The following is a 19,888-nucleotide window of genomic DNA, read 5'->3' as shown; positions in this document are numbered from 1 at the left end:
GTGCGCTCGCTTTCGTAGTTCAGGCGGCGGCGCCGGCGGCGCGTGGCTGACCGGTCAGGGCGAAGAAGACGTCGTCGAGATCGGGCGTGTGCACGGTGAGTTGCGCGATGTGGACATCGGCCTCGGCCAGGCGGTCGAGCAGGTCTTTCATCTGCGTAGCGGACCCGTCCGACGGCACGGTGAGGGTCAGTTGCTCCGGGTCGGGCCGGGAGCCGGGCACCGCGACGGTGGCGGCGGCCAGGGCGGCGCGGTCGTCGAGCTGCAGCCGGATATGGCCGCCGGGCACCAGGAGTTTCAGATCGTCCGGGGTGCCTTCGGCGACGATTCGTCCGTCGTCGAGCACGCCGATCCGGTCCGCGAGCTGATCCGCTTCCTCCAGATACTGCGTGGTGAGCAGAACCGTGGTGCCGGCCGCGGTGAGTTCGCGGACCGCGCCCCACAGTTCGCGGCGGCTGCGTGGGTCCAGGCCGGTGGTGGGTTCGTCGAGGAAGACCATCCGCGGCCGGCCCATCAGGCTCATCGCCAGGTCGAGCCGGCGGCGCATCCCGCCGGAGTAGGTGCGGGCCGGGCGGTCGGCGGCCGGCCCGAGGTCGAATCGGGCCAGGAGTTCCGTCGTGCGCCGCCGGGTCTCGGCGCCGCCGAGGTGCAGCAACCGCCCGGTGAGGAGCAGATTCTCGGTGCCGGTGAGGACCCCGTCGACCGCGGCGTATTGGCCCGTGACGCCGATGAGCCGCCGGACGGCGCTCGGATCCTCGACCGGGTCGGTGCCGAAGATCCGTACTTGCCCGCTGTCGGGTGGGCACAGGGTGGTGAGGATGCGCACCAGAGTGGTCTTCCCCGCCCCGTTCGGTCCGAGCAGGGCGAAAACGGTACCGGCGGCGATGCCCAGGTCGATGTGGTCGAGCACGCGGTGGGTGCCGAAGGTTTTGGTCAGGGCGCGCACGGTGAGTGCGGGCGGGGCTTCCGGGGCCACGGGTCCTCCTGCTGTGAACTGTTTATGTTCTAAACTAAGTTTATAGAGTAAACAGTTTAGGGGTGCAAGAGCTGCCCGGGCAGCCGGATAGAGTCGGGAGGGAACGAAGGAGGAAAGCCGGATGACGTCCGCGAACGGAGCATTGCCGAAATCGGTGGAGCTGATGTGGGCCGCGGCTCCCGCGGGTGCTCGCGGGCCCCGGCGTGGCCTGACCCTGGCACAGATCCTCGACGCGGCGATAACGGTCGGAGACGCGGAGGGCTACCCGGGCCTGTCGATGAATCGGGTCGCCCGGGAGCTCGGGGTGACCGCCATGTCGCTCTATCGGTATGTGGACAGCAAGAACACGCTGGTGGAGATGGCACACGACCGGGTGCTCGGCTCACCACCGCAACTCGACCCCGGGCAGTCCTGGCGCGCCGGACTGGAACTGTGGGCGCACAGCGAGTACCGGGTACTCGGCCGACACCCGTGGGTGCTGGACATTCCGCTGGGCAGTCCGCCGTTCGGCCCGAACAACGTGGCCTGGCTGGAGGCGGGGTTGCAGGTGCTGGCGCCGCTGCCGTTGCCCGAGCCGGGCAAGCTGCAGCTGATCACCAACCTGTCCCTGTACGTGATGGGTCGGTGCCGGATCGCTCGCGACCTGGCAGCCGCCGCGGAATCCGAGGCCGACTTCACCGAGCCACTACTGGGCCTGCTGGACCCGGACCGGTACCCGGCGGTGCGTGCCGCGCTCGGCGAGCGCGCCTTCGAGGCCGAGGACATCGACTGGCACCGGGCCGATTTCGAGTTCGGCCTGCAGCGGCTGCTGGACGGCTACGAGAGTCACCTCCGCTCGTTCGGCGGGTGACCGTCAGATCAGGCGGTGACCAGGCTGTCCAGCACCGACAGGAACATGCCGAGGCCGTCGTCGCTGGGGCCGGTGAGCGGTTCGGTGGCGTGCTCCGGGTGTGGCATCAGGCCGACGACGCGGCCGTTCGCGGAGGCGATCCCGGCGATTCCGCGCTGCGAGCCGTTCGGGTTGTCACCCGCGTAGCGGAACACCACGCGGCCTTCGCCCTCGAGTTCGTCGAGCACGTCCGGGGCTGCTTGGTAGCGGCCTTCACCCGACTTCAGCGGGATCAGGATCTGGGCACCGGACTCGTAGCGGGAGCTCCAGGCGGTGTTCGTGGCCTCGACCCGCAGCCACTGGTCGCGGCAGATGAAGTGCAGCCCCTCGTTGCGGGTGAGCGCGCCCGGCAGCAGGCCCGCCTCGCAGAGCACCTGGAAGCCGTTGCAGATGCCCAGCACCGGCAGCCCTTGGCCGGCGGCCCGCACCACTTCACCCATCACCGGGGCGAACCGGGCGATGGCGCCGCACCGCAGGTAGTCGCCGTAGGAGAAGCCGCCCGGCACGATGACCGCGTCGACATTCTTCAGATCGGCATCGGCATGCCACAGGCTGACCGCTTCGCCACCGGCCAGCCGCACCGCACGGGCGGCGTCGACGTCGTCGAGCGTGCCGGGAAAAGTGATGACCCCGATTCGGCTCATGAGACGCGGACGACCTTCCAGTCCTCGATCACGGTGTTGGCCAGCAGTGCCTCGGCGATCTGCTCGAGCTCGGCATCACCGACGCTCTCGTCGACGTCCAGTTCGAATCGCTTGCCCTGCCGGACGTCCGCGACTCCGGCGAATCCCAGGCGCGGGAGCGCGCCGGCGATGGCCTGTCCCTGGGGGTCCAGGATCTCGGCCTTCGGCATCACCTCGACCACGACTCGTGCCACGTGCTGCTCCTCATGCGGGGGGTGGGTTACTCCCGAATCGTAGTCGCGGTGGTGATCCGCGCGCCGCGCGGGTCCTAGCATCGGGCTATGCGCATCACCCACTTCGGCCACTCCTGTCTGCTGGTGGACCTGCACGGCACCCGGGTGCTGTTCGACCCGGGCACCTTCGCCCACGGCTTCGAGGGACTCACCGGGCTCGACGCCATCGCGGTCACACACCAGCATCCCGACCACATCGATCCCGACCGGATCGGCGACCTGATCGAAGCCAATCCGCAGGCCCGGTTGCTGTGCGATCCGCAGACCGCACGGCTGCGCGACGAGTCCTGGCAGCCGGTGCACGCCGGGGAGGTGCTCGACCTCGGCGATGTGCGGGTCACCGGCGGCGGTGGCCGGCACGCGGTGATCCACCCGGACCTGCCGGTGATCGACAACACCGTCTTCCAGCTCGGCACCGCGGCCGACCCGGCCCAGTTGGTGCACCCCGGCGATTCGCTGTGGGTGCCGCCCGGCCCGGTCGGTGTGCTGGCGATTCCGGCGGCCGCGCCGTGGCTGAAGATCTGGGAGGCCGTCGACTACCTGCGGGCCGTTGCGCCGCGCGCCGCCGTCCCGATCCACCACGGCATCATCGCGCCCGAGGCCCGCGGCATCTATTTCGGCCGGCTCACCGAGATGGCGCCGGACGGCACCGAGTTCCGGGTTGTGCGGGAGGAATCCGACACCACCTTCTGACCGTGGCGGTCACGCGTAGTCGCGCAGGAACAGGGCCAGGGCCAACGCGATCTGCTCGATCTCGGCCGGATCCACGCTCTCGTTCGGGGCGTGGATCCGGCACTGCGGTTCCTCCACCCCGAGCAGCATGATCTCCGCCGCCGGATAGGTGTCGGCCAGTGTCGTGCACAGCGGAATGGAGCCGCCCTGGCCCTGGGTGGTGGTCGGCCGGTCGAACGCGGTGGCCAGTGCGGCATCCATGGTGGTGCGTGCCGGGCCGCCGGTCGCCGACCGGAACGGTGCGCCGGAAGCTTGGAGTTCCACGGTCAGCCGGGCCTGCCATCGCGGCTGATCCAGCAGATGAGCCCGCAGCGCCTCGAAGGCCCGGTCGACGTGGATACCGGGCGGAATCCGCAGGTTCAGCCGGGCCCGTGCCTGCGGCTGTACCGCGGCCGCCGAGCCGACCACCGGCGGTGCGTCGATTCCCAGGACGGTCAGCGCGGGCCGCGCCCACAACATGTCGGCGACACTGCCGCTGCCGAACAGTTCTACCCCGGAGGCGACACCCGCATCGGACCGGAATTGTTCGGCCGGGTACTGCACGCCCGGCCAGGTCTGCCCGCCGGGCAGCCCGGCGATGCACACATCACCGTGTTCGTCGTGCAGGGAGGCGAGTAGTCGGGTCAGCACCACCAGCGCATCGGGTGCGGCGCCGCCGAACATGCCCGAATGCAGCGGCCCGGCCATGGTCTCCACGGTGACGACCACATCCAGCATGCCGCGCAGCGTCTCGGTGAAGGTCGGCACACCGGCCGCGGAGTTGCCGCTGTCGCAGATCAGGATGGTGTCGGCGCGCAGCAGCTCCGGATGCTGTTCGACGAACCGTTCCAGGCCGCCGGTGCCCTGTTCCTCGGAGCCCTCGCACACCACCGTCACCCCGGCACGGAGGTCGGTGCCCAGGGCGCGCAGCGCGGTGAGCTGGGCGACGATATTGCCCTTGCAGTCCGCGGCGCCCCGGCCGTACCAGCGGCCACCGGATTCGGTCAGCTGCCATACCGGGGTGCGCCAGGCGGCCTCGTCCATCGGTGGCTGCACGTCGTAGTGGCTGTACAGCAGCACTGTCGGGGCGCCGGGTGCGGGCGGCCGGGAGGCCACGACCGCCTTGCTGCCGTCCGGCGTCTCGTGCAGCGCGACCTCGGTCAGGCCGACCGAGGCGAAGGCGTCGGCGACCCACTGCGCGGCCTGTTCGCATTCCTCGGGCGGGAACTGCCGGGCATCGGCCACCGACCGGAACGAGACCAGCTGGGCCAAATCGGTTTTCGCCTGCCCGAGGAGGCCGGCGACCCGTCTGCGCAGGAAATCGGCACCGTGGTCCGCATCGCTCATGGCATCGGATGGTATCCGGGTGTGCGCTCGGCGCAACGGGTTCACACACCCGCGGCGCAGCTGATAGGTTCGCCCGCATGTCGACGCGTGCCGACAAGACGGTCGGACTCATCCTCGTCACCTACCAGAGCGCCGAAGACCTGCCACCCTTCCTGGCCTCGGTGGAGGCCGCCGTGCAACCGCTGGACGTGGACGTGGTCGGGATCGACAACACCTCCACCGACGACGGGCCGGAACTCGTCGAGAAGTTCGGCGGCCGAGTGTTCCGCAACAGCGTCAACGTCGGGCTGTCCCGCGCCATCAACCAGGGTGCGATGCAGACCGACGCCGAATGGCTGCTCGTCGCGAACCCGGATACGAAACTCGATCCGGGTTCGATCGCCACCCTGGTGGAGACCGCGATGGCCGATCCGAAGATCGGCATGATCGGGCCCCGGATCGCCCGGCTCGACGGCACCCCGTACCCGTCCGGCCGCCGCTTCCCCTCCCTGGCCATGGGTGTCGTGCATGCGCTGCTCGGCGGGGTGTGGCCGAACAACCCGGCCACCCGCAAATACTTCGGCGAATCGCCGACCACGGTCAGCGATGTCGACTGGATCTCCGGTTGCTGCATGCTGTTCCGGCGCGAGGCCTTCGACGCGGTCGGTGGTTTCGACGGCCGCTACTTCCTCTACTTCGAGGAATGCAAGATGGCCCTCGACCTGCACCGCGCCGGCTGGCGGGTGGTGCTGGACCCGAGCGTGGAGATCCGGCACCGCGAGGGCGGCAGCATGCGCTCCGCCCCGTTCCGCAAGGTTCGCGCCCACCACCGCAGCGCCCTGCGCTTCTACTGCGACTACCACCGCAACTCCCCATGGCTGGTCTTCGCGCCCCTGGTGGCCGTCGGCCTGGCGGCCCGCGGCACCCTCGCCGCCCTGCTGACGGCCGCGAAGCAGCGCGTCCGCACCTCCCGCTGACTCGGAACATTGCATCGGGCGGTGCGGTCGTGCATCGCCGGTGATGCACGACCGCGCATTCCGATGCAAGGTCTGGGCGTGGAGCCCGCAATCTAGGATCGGCGGTATGCCGGTTACCAGTACTGCGGCTTCGGCCGACGGGTTGTGTGCGTTCATCGATCAGTCGCCGTCGCCGTTTCATGCGTGTGCGGCGGCTGCGGCCGAGCTGGAGGCGCGGGGGTTCATGCGTCGCGACGAGTCCGAGACCTGGGCTGGCGCCGGAGGACGCAACTATGTGGTGCGGGGTGGCTCGCTGATCGCCTGGGCCGACGAGCCGGGCGGGGCGCCTACCCCGTTCCGGGTGATCGGTGCGCACACCGACAGCCCGAATCTGCGGGTGAAACAGCATCCGGACCTGGCCGCGGCCGGATGGCAGCTGGTGGGCCTGGAACCGTACGGCGGCGCCTGGCTGAACTCCTGGCTGGACCGCGAACTCGGTGTCTCCGGGCGGCTGAGCGTACGCGCGGGTGATGCGGTCCGTGAGGTGCTGGTGCGGATCGACGAGCCGGTGCTGCGGGTCCCGCAACTGGCGATCCACCTGTCCGAGGACCGCAAGGGCGTCAGCCTGGACCCGCAGCGGCATGTGAACGCGATCTGGGGCATCGGTGCCGAACCCGGCGACTTCCTCGGCTTCGTGGCCGACCGGGCCGGGGTCCGGGCCGCGGAGGTGCTCGGCTGGGAACTGATGACCCACGACCTGACCCCGAGCCGGCTGGTCGGCCGGGACCTGGACCTGGTCAGCGCGCCGCGGCTGGACAACCAGGCCACCTGCTACGCGGGTCTGCAGGCCTTCCTGGCCGCCGCGGACGCGCCGGGCAGCGCGACACCGGTGCTGGTGATGTTCGACCACGAGGAGGTCGGCAGCCAATCCGATCGCGGCGCTCAGTCGGATCTGCTGCCCGCGGTGCTGGAGCGGATCGTGTTGTCCCGCGGCGGTGGCCGGGCCGAGTTCCTGGCCGCGCTGGCCGGTTCGGTGGTGGTCTCCGGGGATATGGCGCACGCCACCCACCCGAACTACCCGGACCGGCACGAACCGGCGCATCGCATCGTGGTCGGTGGCGGTCCGGTGTTGAAGGTCAATCAGAACCTGCGCTATGCCACCGATGCCGCCGGTGCGGGCGCCTTCGCGCTGGCCTGTGCACAGGCCGGGGTGCCGCTGCAGCGGTATGTGCACCGGGCCGACCTGCCCTGCGGTTCGACCATCGGCCCGATGACCGCGGCCCGCACCGGTATCTCGACCGTCGATGTCGGCGCACCCCAGCTGGCCATGCATTCGGCGCGGGAGGTGATGGGCGCGGCGGATGTGCCCGCCTACGCCGCTGCGCTCGCGGCGTTCAGCACCCCGGCCTGACCGCGGTGCCCCGGCGTGCTGTCCGGAGGGCCCACCAGGCGCCGCCGGCCAGCAACGCCGTGGTCGCCCACACATAACTGCTGCCGATCACCTGCTGCCACCAGGTCCAGTCCAGTTCCCGGTCCCGGTCGTGCGGCAGCAGCCACTGCGGGCCTGCCAGGAACAACAGGCCGAACGCGGCGCCGATCGTGCCGAAGCCTGCCGAGCGCCGTCCGCCGACGGCGGCGAGCAACAGTGCGGGTGCCGCCCACACCCAGTGGTGCGACCAGGACACCGGCGAGACCAGCAGGATCGCGGCCGCGTTGACCAGCAGCGCGGCCGCCTGCGCTCCTTCGGCGAGCAGACGCCGCATCCATATCGCCGCCAGCGTCACGACCAGCGTGGCGAGTCCTAGCCACAATGCGGTCGCCACGGTATCCGGCAGCCCGAGCCGCAGCAGGGTGCCTTTCAGCGACTGGTTCCCGGCGAAATAGGGTGTGCCGATTCGGTCGGTGTCGGCGAGCGTGTGCAACCAGTACTCGGCCGAATCGGCGGGCATCAGCACGAACCCGGCTGCCACCGCGCCGACCGCCGCGCCCACCAGCGTGGCGGCCGCCTTGAAGTCCCGGCGCAACAGGAACAGCAGCAGGAAACCGGCGGGCACCAACTTCACCGCAACCGCCAGCCCGATCAGCAGGCCACGCGGCCAGCGCGGATTGCGGACCAGCGCGTCCAGGCAGACGACGGCCATGAGGATCAGATTGATCTGCCCGAAGCTGAAGGTCTGCCGCACCGGCTCCAGGTATTGCGCCGCGGCGACCGCGACGATCAGCACCGTGATCGCGGTGTGCCGATCCAGGCCGGGGCGCACCCGACCCAGGACGAGCCACAATACGGTGCCGAGCGCGGCCAGCGAGATGAGCAGCATCAGCAGTTCCGCCACCGGCAGCGGCAGCAGGGCCAGCGGTACGAACAGCAGGGCGGCCGTCGGAGGATAGGTGAACGGCAGCGCGACACCGAGCCCGGTGGGCGGCATCGGCCCGTACAGGGCGCCGCCGTCCAGCCAGACCTGCGCACCGAGCCGGTAGACCTGCAGATCCAGGAACCCGAACCACCAGTGCGCCCAGCGTGCGATCACCGCGGTGACCGCGAAGAACAGCAACGCCCCGGCCAGTGCCCGATACCGGGAAACCTGCCTCCGCAGCGGCCGTCCGGGACGGGTTGCCGGGTGATCGCGGTCCGGGGCGGCAGCGGTGTGCAATGCCGGGGATGTCGGGTATTCGACCTGATCGGAAACGCCCGGTCGCAGATTCACCGGCAGAGGGTAACCGGTAGCGGGCGAGCCGCCGGGGAACTCGCTCCGGCGCGGCATTAGAATCGTTCCCGATAGTTCGCCCCTCTTCGGGCGCGGTCACCTCCTCCGGTCCGCCCCGGCCGAAAGGACCCTGGTACTCCCGTGACTCTGCAGGTCGACTCCGTAGCCAATGCCGCGGCCACCCCGGACACCCCGCAGCCGTACAAGGAACTCGGACTCAAGGACGACGAGTACGCACGGATCCGGGAGATTCTGGGTCGCCGGCCGACCGATGCCGAGCTGGCGATGTACTCGGTGATGTGGAGCGAGCACTGCTCGTACAAGTCGTCGAAGGTGCATCTGCGCTACTTCGGGCAGACCACGACCGACGAGATGAAGGCCAATATGCTCGCCGGGATCGGCGAGAACGCCGGTGTCGTCGACATCGGCGACGGCTGGGCGGTCACCTTCAAGGTGGAGAGCCACAACCACCCCTCCTACGTGGAGCCGTACCAGGGTGCGGCCACCGGCGTCGGTGGCATCGTGCGCGACATCATGGCGATGGGTGCCCGTCCGATCGCGGTGATGGATCAGCTGCGCTTCGGCGCGGCCGACCACCCCGACACTCGCCGGGTGGTCGACGGCGTGGTCCGCGGCGTCGGCGGTTACGGGAACTCGCTGGGCCTGCCCAATGTCGGTGGCGAAACCGTCTTCGATGCGTCCTACCAGGGAAATCCGCTGGTCAACGCGCTGTGTGCGGGTGCGATGCGGGTGGAGGATCTGCATCTGGCGTTCGCCTCGGGCGCCGGTAACAAGATCATCCTGTTCGGTGCGCGCACCGGTCTCGACGGTATCGGCGGCGTGTCCGTGCTGGCCTCGGATTCCTTCTCCGGTGACGAGTCCGGCACCGGCCGCAAGAAGCTGCCCAGTGTCCAGGTCGGCGACCCGTTCACCGAGAAGGTGCTCATCGAATGCTGCCTGGAGCTGTACGCGGCCGGGCTGGTCGTCGGTATCCAGGACCTCGGCGGTGCCGGGCTGTCCTGCGCGACTTCGGAGCTGGCCGCAGCCGGTGACGGCGGTATGCGCGTCGACCTGACCAAGGTGCCGCTGCGGGCGAAGAACATGACCCCCGCCGAGATCCTGTCGAGCGAATCGCAGGAGCGCATGTGCGCGGTCGTCACCCCGGAGAACGTGGACGACTTCATGGCCGTCTGCAAGAAGTGGGACGTGCTGGCCACCGTCATCGGCGAGGTGACCGACGGCGACCACCTGGTGTGCACCTGGCACGGCGAGACCGTGGTCGATGTGCCGCCGCGCACCGTCGCCCACGAGGGCCCGGTCTACGAGCGTCCGGTGCAGCGCCCGGGCAGCCAGGACGCCCTGATCGCCGACACCCCGGATACGCTGCCGCGGCCGAAGACCGCCGGTGAGCTGCGCGACACCCTGCTGCAGCTGCTGGCCAGCCCGCAGCTGTGCAGCCGCAAGTGGATCACCGAACAGTACGACCGCTATGTGCGCGGCAACACCGTGCTGGCCGAGCACGCCGACTCCGGCGTGGTGCGCATCGACGAGAGCACCGGCCGCGGTATCGCGCTGGCCACCGACGCCTCCGGCCGCTACACCAAGCTCGACCCGTACACCGGCGCCCAGCTGGCCCTGGCCGAGGCGTTCCGCAATGTCGCCGCCTCCGGCGCGACGCCGAAGGCCGTCACCAACTGCCTGAACTTCGGTTCCCCCGAGGACCCGGGGGTGATGTGGCAGTTCCAGCAGGCCGTGCGCGGTCTCGCGGACGGCTGCGTGGCGCTGGGCATCCCGGTGACCGGCGGCAATGTCAGCTTCTACAACCAGACCGGCCGGGACGCGATCCTGCCGACTCCGGTGGTCGGTGTGCTGGGTGTCCTCGACGATGTGCACCGCCGCATCCCCACCGGATTCGGGACCGAACCGGGGGAGACCCTGATCCTGCTCGGCGAGACCCGCGACGAGTTCGGCGGCTCGATCTGGTCGCAGGTCGCGCACGACCATCTCGGCGGGGTGCCGCCGCAGGTCGATTTCGCCCGGGAGCAGCTGCTCTCGGAGGTACTCACCGCGGGTTCGCGGGACGGCATGATCAGCGCCGCGCACGACCTGTCCGAGGGCGGTCTGATCCAGGCCGTGGTCGAGTCGGCACTGGCCGGCGAAACCGGCTGCCGGATCCTGCTGCCCGAGGGCAGCGATCCGTTCGTCCAGCTGTTCTCCGAGTCCGCGGGCCGGGTGCTGGTCGCGGTGCCGCGTTCCGAGGAGACCCGGTTCACCAAGATGTGCTCCGCCCGGCAGCTGCCGTGGGTCCGGATCGGTGTGGTGGATCAGGGTTCGGACTCGATCGAGGTGCAGGGCCAGTTCACCGTGCCGCTCGCCGAACTGCGGGAGTCCTTCGAAGGCACCCTGCCGAAGCTGTTCGGCGCGCACACCGCCTGATCCGCGTGCGCCCGGATACCGCCCGGCCCGAAGTCGCCGCCGAGGTGCGCGCCCTGCACGCGGACCTGGCGGCCTGGCTGGGCTCGGCTGCCCCGCCCGAGGTGTTCCGGCGCTTCGCCGCGGCCCAGCACGAAGACTTCACCCTGGTCACCACGACGGGAGCGGTGATCGGCCGGGACGACCTGCTGGCCGGGTTGCGCGGGGCGCGGAACACCCGGCCGGGGTTGATGATCGAGATCGACGACATCACCGAACCGGCCGCCGTCGACGGCGCGATCGTGGTGCGCTTCCTGGAGCGCCACCGAGTCGAGGGAACCACCACCGAACGCCGGGTGACCGCGGTGCTGGCCGCTTCGGGTACTGCTGACCGCGGCTTCCGGTGGTGCACGGTGCACGAGACCGCGATCGGCTGATCCGCCTTCGGGGTGCTGTTCGGGTCGGGACTCCGTGTGGTACCCGGCCGACGGCCGGTCGCCGCGTACCGTGGCTGGGTGTGAGCACCGAGACGGCAGTGCAACGGGCAGATCCGGCCGAACCGGCGCCGGCCCGGGCCCGGCTGGTGCGTGCCGGTGCCGCACTCGAGCGGTTCTTCCATCCGAGCTATCTCGGTGTCGTGGTGGCCACCGTCCTGTTCGGGCTCTCGATGACGCCGTCGCTGTTGCCGCGGGAGTGGTTCTTCCAGGGATTGGTCAGCGGAATCAATGCGGCGATCGGTTACGGTCTCGGGACCGCGCTGGAGTGGGTATATCGGCGCGGCATCCGGCCGCGGCTGACCGTGCCGGACGCGGTGACCGGACCGCTCGACCGGTTCGCCGGGGGCATCCGGGTGGCGGTGCTGGTGGTCTGCCTCGGCTTCGCCGTGGTGATGGTGCTGCAGTCGGCGCGCTGGCAGCGGCAGATCACCGATCTGATGGAGATGGACCCGCCGTCCGGTAGCGGCTACCTGCGCACTGTGCTGATGGGCCTGCTGGTTCTGGTGCTGCTGATCTGGTTCGCCCGGCGGCTGCGGGCGATGTCCGGCTGGGTGGCCCGGCAGCTGTCCCGCTGGGTCCGGGTACCGGGCCGGGTGGCCGCGCCACTCGGTGCCGCCGTCGTCGCGGTGCTGACGGTGCTGCTGGTCGAAGGGGTTCTTGCACAGGCTTTCTTCGCGGCCGCCAACACCGCTTTCAGCGTCCGCAACGGGCACACCTCGCCGAATGCGCAGCAGCCGCTCGCCCCGGAACGCTCGGGTAGCCCGGATTCGCTGGCGCCCTGGGACACCCTGGGCTCGGAGGGGCGCTGGTTCGTCTCCTATGCGCCCGCCGCGAGCACCATCGAGGAGGTCACCGGACAGCCGGCCCGCGAACCGATCCGGGTCTACACCGGTCTGGAGTCCGCCGACGGCACCCGGGCCCAGGCCGAACTGGCGGTGGCCGAACTCGACCGCACCGGGGCCTGGGACCGGGAAGCGCTGGTCGTGGTGACCACCACCGGCACCGGCTGGGTGGACTCCACCGCCGTGGAATCGGTCGAGCTGCTCTACGGTGGCGACACCGCGGTGGTGGCGACCCAGTACTCCTATCTGCCCAGCGCCTTGTCCTTCCTGTCGGACCGGGACAAATCGATGGCGATGGGTGAGGCACTGTTCGATGCGGTGTATGCCCGCTGGTCGGCCCTGGCCCCGGAGCGGCGCCCGGAGCTGCTGGTGTACGGGGAGAGCCTGGGGTCGCAGGGTTCCGAGGGGGCATTCGACGGCCTGCCGGACCTGCGGTCCCGAACCGACGGAGTGCTGTGGGTGGGGCCGCCGAACTCCAACCGGCTGTGGGAACAGTTCGTCGCCCGGCGTGACCCGGGTTCCCCGGAGATCGCACCGATCTACGCCGACGGGCTCACCGTCCGGTTCGCGCCGGACGTTGCGCGGCTCGGCGTGCCGTCCGACAACTGGCCCGAGCCCCGCATCGTCTACCTGCAGCACGCATCCGACCCGGTGGTGTGGTGGTCCCCGGATCTGTTGTTCACCGAACCGGACTGGCTGGCCGAACATCGCGGCCCCGATGTCTCCCCGGCGATGTCGTGGTATCCGATCGTCACCTTCTGGCAGGTCGCCGCGGATCTGCCGCAGGCACAGTCGGTCACCGAGGGGCACGGCCACAGCTACGGCACCCTGGTGCTGGACGCCTGGGTGGCGATCACCGAACCTCCCGACTACACACCGGAACTCGGCGAACGGATCCGGAACCACCTGGAGGAGTCGGCGGCCTACGAACGCCGGGTGAAGTGATCCTGGTCGCTTGTTCCGCGTGCCGCCGCCCGCATCCCGCCCATGTGTCGGACACCGCCGCCATACTGTTGAAGTGTCCGGCACCGCTTCGACCGTGGCGAGACTGCGTACGCGCGGTGTCGCTGTGGCGCGGCGCGCCGAGGAGATCATCGATCTCAACTACCCGGGTCTGGTGGTGGCCACCCTGTTCTTCGCGCTCTCGGTGACGCCGTCGCTGGTGCCGCGGGACTGGTTGTTCCAGGGCCTGATCAGCGGGATCAACGCCGCCCTGGGCTACGGGCTGGGCTGCCTGCTGGAATGGGCGTATCGGCTGTGGATCCGGCCGCGGATCACGCTACCGGAGCTGCCGGGCTGGGCACGCTACACGGTCAAATCGGTCCTGCTGGCCGGGTCGGCGCTCACGGCGGCAGTGATGTTGGTGCAGTCGGCACGCTGGCAGCGAGAGATCACCGCGCTGATGGATATGGCCGGGACCACCACCCCGGCGTATCTGCGCACCGGATTCCTGAGCCTGGCGGTCGGGGTGGCCATCGTCGCCGGGTACCGGACGGTGCGGGCGATCGTTCTGTACCTGGCCCGCCAGCTCAATCGCTGGGTGCGGATCCCTCGGGAGCTGGCCCCGGCCGCCGGTGCGCTGGTGCTGGTGGTCCTGGTGGTGACGCTGTTCAACGGTGTCGCCACCCGGGCCTTCTTCGCGGTCGCGAACTCGGCGTTCAGCGTGAGCAACGACCGGACCTCGGAATTCGCCGTCCGTCCGGAGTCACCGCAACGGTCGGGCAGCCCGGATTCGCTGGCGGACTGGGACACCCTCGGTTTCGAGGGCCGCTGGTTCGTCTCACACGGGCCGGATGCCGCCCGAATCGAAACCGTCACCGGCGGGCCCGCCCGGGAACCCATCCGCGCCTATGTCGGCCTGGAGTCGACCACTGGGGACGAAACTCCCGCGGAGCTGGCGGTGGCGGAACTGGAACGCGCCGGTGCGTTCGACCGGCAGGTGCTGGTGGTGATCACGACCACCGGAACCGGCTGGGTGAATTCGACCGCCGCGGCGGCGATCGAGTACCTCTACCGTGGCGATACGGCGCTGGTGGCCACCCAGTACTCCTATCTGCCCAGTCCGCTGTCGTTCCTGGCGGACCGGAGCAAGGCCGCGACCGCGGGCCGGGACCTGTTCGACGAGGTGTACGCGCACTGGGTGACCCGGCCCGCGGAACAGCGGCCGACGTTGCTGGTCTACGGCGAGAGCCTGGGTTCGCAGGGTTCCGAGGCGGCCTTCGACGGACTGGCCCAGCTGCGTGAGCAGGTGGACGGTGCGCTGTGGGTGGGGCCGCCGAACTCGAATCGGTTGTGGCGGCAGTTCGTCACCCGGCGCGATCCCGGCTCCCCGGAGGTCGCCCCGGTGTACGCCGACGGCCTGGTCGTGCGGTTCGCCGCCGATCGAACCGATCTGACCGAGCCGCCGAGCGAGTGGCGCGAACCGCGGATCGCCTATCTGCAGCACCCGTCCGACCCGATCGTCTGGTGGTCGCCGGATCTGATCTTCTCCCAACCGGATTGGCTCTCCGAACCGCGCGGCGGTGATGTGTCCGGGCAGATGCGCTGGGCCCCGTTCGTCACCTTCTGGCAGGTCACCGCCGACCTGACCAATGCACAGGGCGTCAGCGACGGCCACGGCCACCGGTACGGGACGCTGGTCCTCGACGGCTGGCTGGCGATCGCGCCGCCGCCGGACTGGTCACCCGAGCTGACCGAGAAGGTGCGGACGGAACTGGTCGCCCAGGAGAAGCTGGAACGGACCTACAAATGAGTGGGCAGGTCCGGGCACTGGCCGCACAGGCGCTGCCGCCGCTGTGGAGCACGCTGGTGCTGCCGCGACTGAGGTTGCCGCATCGCGGGCGCACCGCCGCCGGAATCGTTTTCGCGCTCGGCTACGCCGAAGTGTTCGGCGGGCAACCGAACTGGGTCTCGCTCAAGGGATTCCGCTGGGGAATAGGGGCCGTCGCCGCAGTGGTCGGCGGATGTGTGCTCGCCCTCGCCGTACCGGCGGCCCGGGACCGGATCGCCGACCGCGCCGTACCCACTGCGGAAATCGCCGTCGCGGAATGGGTATCGGTGCACATCCCGTTCGGCACCTCCTACACCGAGGAACTGCTCTTCCGCGCCACCCTGGACCCGCTGCTGGAACACAGTTACGGCCCCCGCCTCGGCGCCCTGCTCGGCGCCGCGAATTTCGGCGTCTGGCACATATATCCGGCCCGTTCCGCCGGTGATCCGGTGCTGCCGACGGTGATCGTGACCGCCGCCGCCGGCTGGGGATTCGGCCTGCTGCGCCGCCACACCGGCAGCGCCGCCGCACCCGCGCTCGCACACGCGGCGGTCAATATCGGCGGCGCCCTCGTAGGCCGCCTCGCGACCCGGCTGGTTGCTTCGCGCCGAAGCGTGCCCGATCCGGACCCCGTGCGGCCGCTGGGGGCCGGGGTCCCGGCCGTTTTGCCCGGCCGGTAGCCGGCAGTGCCGCGTGTCGGCCGGTGAGCCACTGCCGATCGTGGCTGCGGCAGCCGTGGCCGGCTGGGGGTTCGGGTTGCGGTGCCGCGTCGGTAGCGCTGTGGCACCCGCACTCGCTCGCGAGGGGGGCAATATCGGCGGCGCCCTCAGGTAATCGGTAGCCGGTAGTGCCGCGTTCCGGCTGGTGAGCCGGTGCCGACTGTGGTCGCGGCAGTCGTGGCTGACTGTGGGACGCCGGCCGTCGACTGCCATAGTTCGACACTTTCGGACCGGAATTGCGCGTTCGCACGTTGTTGGGCGAAGAGTGGTGGAAAACGGCAACCTCCTCCGCCAGGCACGCATCCGGATATGCGTGGCAGGGGGCGTGCCGGTGGCAGGAGTGCATGCCCCCCCTGGCGGGACGGTCAGCCCGGTGGTGGGCGGGCCGGTAGATTTTCCGGTTATGGCACGACGGGATGCGGTGGATCCGGCGCAGGTGCGGGCGGATGTGCTGGCGGTGGTGGACTGGTTGACCGGTGCGGCCGCCGAGCCGGGTCGGAAGGTACTGGGGGCGGCGGTGCGGAGTACCGCACGGGCGCTGGCCGGGGATGCTCCCGGGCATTCGGTGGAGGTGCGGGTGCCGCCGTTCGTCGCGGTGCAGTGCATCGAGGGGCCGCGGCATACCCGGGGGACGCCGCCGAATGTCGTCGAAACCGATCCACGCACCTGGCTGCTGCTGGCGACCGGTCTGCTGGACTTCGCCGCTGCGGTCGAATCCGGTGCGGTCGGTGCCTCGGGTTCCCGTGCCGCGGAGGTCGGCGACTGGCTGCCGATCACCACGATCGACCGGACATAGACCGTTCGATCCGGGCCCGAGCCGCTCACTTTCCCGGAACGGGAGGCAGGTGCCGAGTAGAAAACCGCCCACCTTCGAGCGACGACGTGGTCGGCCGGTCGGCGTTGTCGCTCGTAGGTGGGCGGTCCGGTAAGGGGTTCCGGTCAGGTTGTCCGGTGCAGGCCCTTGTGGTCGTAGAAGCGGGTGATGCCCAGCCCCAGCGCGACTGCGATCGCGATTCCGAGCAGGGACATCCAGACGCCCTGGCGCAGTCCGGCCGGGCCGCCGGCCTCGAAATAGAGGATCGAGCGGATACCCAGATACACCTGGTGCATGGGCTCGAATTCGGCGAGCCAGGTCATATAGCTGGGGATGGCCTCGACCGGGATGGTGCCGCCGGAGGACGGCAGACCCAGGATCACGAACAGGATCAGGTTCACCAGGATGCCCGCGGTGCCGAGCGCGGCCAGGATCGACAGTGCGGTCCAGCCGACCGCGACCATCGACAGCACGCTGAACAGGTACAGCGCCAGCGGCCGGTCGAGCGGCATGCCGAGCAGCCGGGCGATCAGCATGAAGATCCCGGAGACCAGCAGCGCGACCACGGTCATCACGCCCCACTTGATCAGCAGGGTGCGCATCCGGGAGATCGCCGCGGGCGGATAGTGCACATACCAGGGCCCGTATTCGGTGGGTGCGAACCCGAGCTGACCGTCGACGATGGTGTGGATGATCATCGCGCCGACCATGCCGGCGAGCAGGATCAGCAGTGCGTAGAAGAATGCGGTCAGGCCCTGGCCGGTGCCGCCCGGCAGGGGCCGGAACTCATCGTGGACCACGTCGACCGGGGACTCCAGCACGATCCGCGCCGCACCGGAGAGCTCTCCGGCCGAATCGCCCAGCTCCGCGCGCACGGTGTCACCGAGTTGACTGCCGACCTGCTTGTTCACCTCGGTCAGCGCCTGCTCGCCGATGGTCTGGACGATGCCGACCGCGAAGGCGCCGGTGCGCGGGCTGGTCTGCAGGGTGATGATCGGTTTCTCGATATCGCCCGGCACGATGCTGCCGGCGCCGAGAATGCTCAGGCGTTTGCTGAAATCGCCCGGGATGATGATGGCCCCGTAGACCTCGGCGTCGCGTAGCAACCGATCGGCTTCGTTCGGGCCGACCGGTTGCAGGTCGACCTTGTCGTCCGGGATGCCTTCCATCAGGGCATCGGCGACTTGCTGTCCGAAGTTCACCGGCTCCGGATTATCGGGGTCGGGGGAGACGTCGCCGACATCCAGGTTGACCAGCGCGATCGGGAAGTCGTGCAGGTTCTTCTCCGGGTCGGAGACGTAGCCGAAGTACATCACCGCGAGCAGCGTGGTCAGCACCGCCAGCGCGGCTGTGGGTATGCCCACAATTCGCGGCCAGTGGAACCGTTTGTCCGGGGGTGTGGTGAAGCTCGCCGCGGATCGGGTGGTTCCGGTGGCTCGATGCTTCCCTTCGGCGGTGTTCCCGCCGGTCGGAGCGGTGTCGCCGCCCTCGTCGTGCGCGTTTTCGTCCGTCGTCACGACCGCACGGTAACAGCTGCGCGGCCCATTTCCGGGTGAGGTCGGGCGGCGATTGCTGTCCGGATGCGCGAGCGGGTCCGCAGCGGGACTTTTCCCCCGTAGAATGACGGGTGCCCCCAGCCCGCCCGAACAGGGAGCAAACGGTGACCTCTGCCGATCCATCGGTCGATGCAACTGCTGCCACGTCCCCCCAGGCCGTAGATCAGCCGGAAAACGAGCCGCGTGAGGAATGTGGCGTATTCGGCGTCTGGGCGCCGAGCGAAGACGTCGCCAAACTCACCTACTACGGCCTGTATGCGCTGCAGCATCGCGGCCAGGAGGCGGCCGGTATCGCCGTCTCGGACGGATCCCAGATCCTGGTGTTCAAGGACCTGGGCCTGGTCAGCCAGGTGTTCGACGAACAGACCCTCGGCGCCATGCCCGGCCATATCGCCGTCGGCCACTGCCGGTACTCCACGACCGGCGGCGTCACCTGGGAGAACGCGCAGCCGATCTTCCGTACCACCTCGGTCGGCTCGGGCCTGGCGCTCGGCCACAACGGCAACCTGGTGAACACCGCCGAACTGGCCGACCGCGTCCGCGAACTGGGCCTGCTCGGTGGTGGCGTCGCCAACGGCCGCCCGCAGCCGGCCGCCGCCACCTCCGACTCCGATATCGTCACCGCGCTGCTGGCGCACGCCTCCGCCGACTCCAGCATCGAACAGGCCGCGATGGAACTGCTCCCGCAGCTGCGCGGTGCGTTCTGCCTCACCTTCATGGACGAGCACACCCTGTATGCGGCCCGGGACCCGTGGGGTGTGCGGCCGCTGGTGCTGGGCCGGCTGGACCGCGGCTGGGTCGTCGCCAGCGAGACGGCCGCGCTCGACATCGTCGGTGCTTCCTTCGTCCGCGAGATCGAGCCGGGCGAGCTGCTGGCCATCGACGCCGACGGGGTGCGCTCCTCGCGGTTCGCCAACCCGGAGCCCAAGGGCTGCGTCTTCGAATACGTCTACCTGGCTCGGCCGGATTCGACGATCGCCGGACGGTCTGTGCACGCCACCCGCACCGAAATCGGCCGTCGGCTGGCCGGGGAACACCCGGTCGACGCCGATCTGGTGATCCCGGTCCCGGAATCGGGCACCCCGGCCGCGGTGGGGTACGCGCAGGGGTCCGGTATCCCCTACGGGCAGGGCCTGATGAAGAACGCCTACGTGGGCCGCACCTTCATCCAGCCCAGCCAGACCATTCGCCAGCTGGGCATCCGACTCAAGCTGAACCCGCTGCGGGAGGTGATCCGCGGTAAGCGGCTGGTGGTCGTCGACGATTCGATCGTGCGCGGCAACACCCAGCGGGCGCTGGTGCGGATGCTGCGGGAGGCCGGGGCGCTGGAGATCCACGTGCGCATCGCCTCGCCGCCGATCAAATGGCCGTGCTTCTACGGCATCGATTTCGCCTCCCGTGCGGAACTGATCGCCAACGGTGCCGGCGCCGAACCCGACCCGGGTGCCGGCGACGAGCAGGCCCTCGCCGAAATGGTGGAGAACGTGCGGCGTTCGATCGGCGCCGACAGCCTCGGCTACGTCTCCACCGAGGGCATGGTCGCGGCCACCGAACAGCCCCGGTCCCGGCTGTGCTGTGCCTGTTTCGACGGCAACTATCCGATCGCGCTGCCCGGCGAGGAAGCCATCGGCAAGAACCTCCTGGAGGGCATGCTGACCGGCCGGACCGAGTCGGAGCTGTTGCGGGAGGACAGCGCCAACGCCAGCGCGCTCAGCCGTCCATAGCAGACCCGGCTCACGGTCCGGCGATCGGCAGTCCGAACCAGCCGATCCGCCGGATAAGCTAGCGTGAGCAGGCATCTA

General features: G+C 69.8%; 17 protein-coding genes. 11 read left to right on the top strand and 6 right to left on the bottom strand.

Features of this window, described 5'->3' with window-relative positions:
• Positions 1-19 precede the first annotated feature (19 nt).
• Positions 20-973, bottom strand: coding sequence for an ATP-binding cassette domain-containing protein (locus AC1HFH_RS24710; RefSeq protein WP_480245174.1), 954 nt, complete (start codon positions 971-973; stop codon positions 20-22).
• A 121-nt stretch (positions 974-1,094) separates the two neighbouring features.
• Between AC1HFH_RS24710 and AC1HFH_RS24705 the strand changes: the two genes are divergently transcribed.
• Positions 1,095-1,823: a TetR/AcrR family transcriptional regulator gene (locus tag AC1HFH_RS24705; protein ID WP_480245173.1), complete on the top strand. Its 729-nt coding sequence runs from the start codon at positions 1,095-1,097 to the stop codon at positions 1,821-1,823.
• 8 nt (positions 1,824-1,831) lie between these two features.
• Here AC1HFH_RS24705 and purQ read toward each other — a convergent pair whose 3' ends face one another.
• Complete coding sequence (gene purQ, locus AC1HFH_RS24700; protein ID WP_480245172.1) at positions 1,832-2,506, bottom strand: phosphoribosylformylglycinamidine synthase subunit PurQ; 675 nt, start codon at positions 2,504-2,506, stop codon at positions 1,832-1,834.
• Positions 2,503-2,739 carry a phosphoribosylformylglycinamidine synthase subunit PurS gene (purS, locus tag AC1HFH_RS24695; protein ID WP_480245171.1) on the bottom strand — a complete coding sequence of 79 codons (237 nt, stop codon included), beginning with the start codon at positions 2,737-2,739 and terminating at the stop codon, positions 2,503-2,505. The genes purQ and purS overlap by 4 nt, the downstream gene beginning before the upstream one ends.
• Before the next feature lie 87 nt (positions 2,740-2,826).
• On the opposite strand from purS, the gene AC1HFH_RS24690 reads away from it, so the two are divergent.
• Complete coding sequence (locus AC1HFH_RS24690) at positions 2,827-3,471, top strand: MBL fold metallo-hydrolase (RefSeq protein ID WP_480245170.1); 645 nt, start codon at positions 2,827-2,829, stop codon at positions 3,469-3,471.
• A 9-nt stretch (positions 3,472-3,480) separates the two neighbouring features.
• Here the strand turns inward: AC1HFH_RS24690 and AC1HFH_RS24685 are convergent, their stop codons facing one another.
• A complete protein-coding gene (locus AC1HFH_RS24685; RefSeq protein ID WP_480245169.1) occupies positions 3,481-4,836 on the bottom strand; it encodes a M20/M25/M40 family metallo-hydrolase in 1,356 nt (451 codons plus the stop codon).
• 77 nt (positions 4,837-4,913) lie between these two features.
• Between AC1HFH_RS24685 and AC1HFH_RS24680 the strand changes: the two genes are divergently transcribed.
• The gene (locus AC1HFH_RS24680; protein WP_480245168.1) at positions 4,914-5,792 is read left to right on the top strand and encodes a glycosyltransferase family 2 protein; all 879 of its coding nucleotides are present in this window, start codon (positions 4,914-4,916) and stop codon (positions 5,790-5,792) included.
• A gap of 106 nt (positions 5,793-5,898) precedes the next feature.
• Positions 5,899-7,182 carry a M18 family aminopeptidase gene (locus AC1HFH_RS24675; RefSeq protein WP_480245167.1) on the top strand — a complete coding sequence of 428 codons (1,284 nt, stop codon included), beginning with the start codon at positions 5,899-5,901 and terminating at the stop codon, positions 7,180-7,182.
• On the opposite strand, the gene AC1HFH_RS24670 is transcribed toward AC1HFH_RS24675, so the two are convergent.
• The gene (locus tag AC1HFH_RS24670) at positions 7,166-8,476 is read right to left on the bottom strand and encodes a glycosyltransferase 87 family protein (protein WP_480245166.1); all 1,311 of its coding nucleotides are present in this window, start codon (positions 8,474-8,476) and stop codon (positions 7,166-7,168) included. The genes AC1HFH_RS24675 and AC1HFH_RS24670 overlap by 17 nt on opposite strands.
• A 141-nt stretch (positions 8,477-8,617) precedes the next feature.
• Between AC1HFH_RS24670 and purL the strand changes: the two genes are divergently transcribed.
• From purL to AC1HFH_RS24640, 6 genes are all read left to right on the top strand, one after another.
• Complete coding sequence (purL, locus tag AC1HFH_RS24665) at positions 8,618-10,912, top strand: phosphoribosylformylglycinamidine synthase subunit PurL (protein ID WP_480245165.1); 2,295 nt, start codon at positions 8,618-8,620, stop codon at positions 10,910-10,912.
• Positions 10,913-10,917: 5 nt separating this feature from the next.
• Positions 10,918-11,325, top strand: a complete 408-nt coding sequence (locus AC1HFH_RS24660) for a hypothetical protein (RefSeq protein ID WP_480245164.1) — start codon at positions 10,918-10,920, stop codon at positions 11,323-11,325.
• A gap of 80 nt (positions 11,326-11,405) precedes the next feature.
• Positions 11,406-13,172 carry an alpha/beta hydrolase gene (locus tag AC1HFH_RS24655; protein ID WP_480245163.1) on the top strand — a complete coding sequence of 589 codons (1,767 nt, stop codon included), beginning with the start codon at positions 11,406-11,408 and terminating at the stop codon, positions 13,170-13,172.
• Between the two features lie 73 nt (positions 13,173-13,245).
• Complete coding sequence (locus AC1HFH_RS24650) at positions 13,246-14,979, top strand: alpha/beta hydrolase (RefSeq protein ID WP_480245162.1); 1,734 nt, start codon at positions 13,246-13,248, stop codon at positions 14,977-14,979.
• Positions 14,976-15,677, top strand: coding sequence for a CPBP family glutamic-type intramembrane protease (locus AC1HFH_RS24645; protein ID WP_480245161.1), 702 nt, complete (start codon positions 14,976-14,978; stop codon positions 15,675-15,677). Before AC1HFH_RS24650 ends, AC1HFH_RS24645 begins: the two co-directional genes overlap by 4 nt.
• A gap of 442 nt (positions 15,678-16,119) precedes the next feature.
• Entirely contained in the window at positions 16,120-16,512 is a 393-nt protein-coding gene (locus AC1HFH_RS24640) for a sterol carrier family protein (RefSeq protein ID WP_480245160.1), read from the top strand.
• A gap of 143 nt (positions 16,513-16,655) precedes the next feature.
• Here AC1HFH_RS24640 and AC1HFH_RS24635 read toward each other — a convergent pair whose 3' ends face one another.
• The gene (locus AC1HFH_RS24635; RefSeq protein WP_480245159.1) at positions 16,656-18,047 is read right to left on the bottom strand and encodes a YhgE/Pip domain-containing protein; all 1,392 of its coding nucleotides are present in this window, start codon (positions 18,045-18,047) and stop codon (positions 16,656-16,658) included.
• 143 nt (positions 18,048-18,190) lie between these two features.
• Between AC1HFH_RS24635 and purF the strand changes: the two genes are divergently transcribed.
• Positions 18,191-19,810, top strand: coding sequence for an amidophosphoribosyltransferase (gene purF, locus AC1HFH_RS24630; RefSeq protein ID WP_480245158.1), 1,620 nt, complete (start codon positions 18,191-18,193; stop codon positions 19,808-19,810).
• Positions 19,811-19,888: the final 78 nt, after the last annotated feature.

This window comes from Nocardia sp. KT25-26, assembly GCF_056627695.1.
The sequence above is the reverse complement of the archived record's forward strand: the minus strand, read 5'-3'. Positions and strand labels throughout refer to the sequence as shown.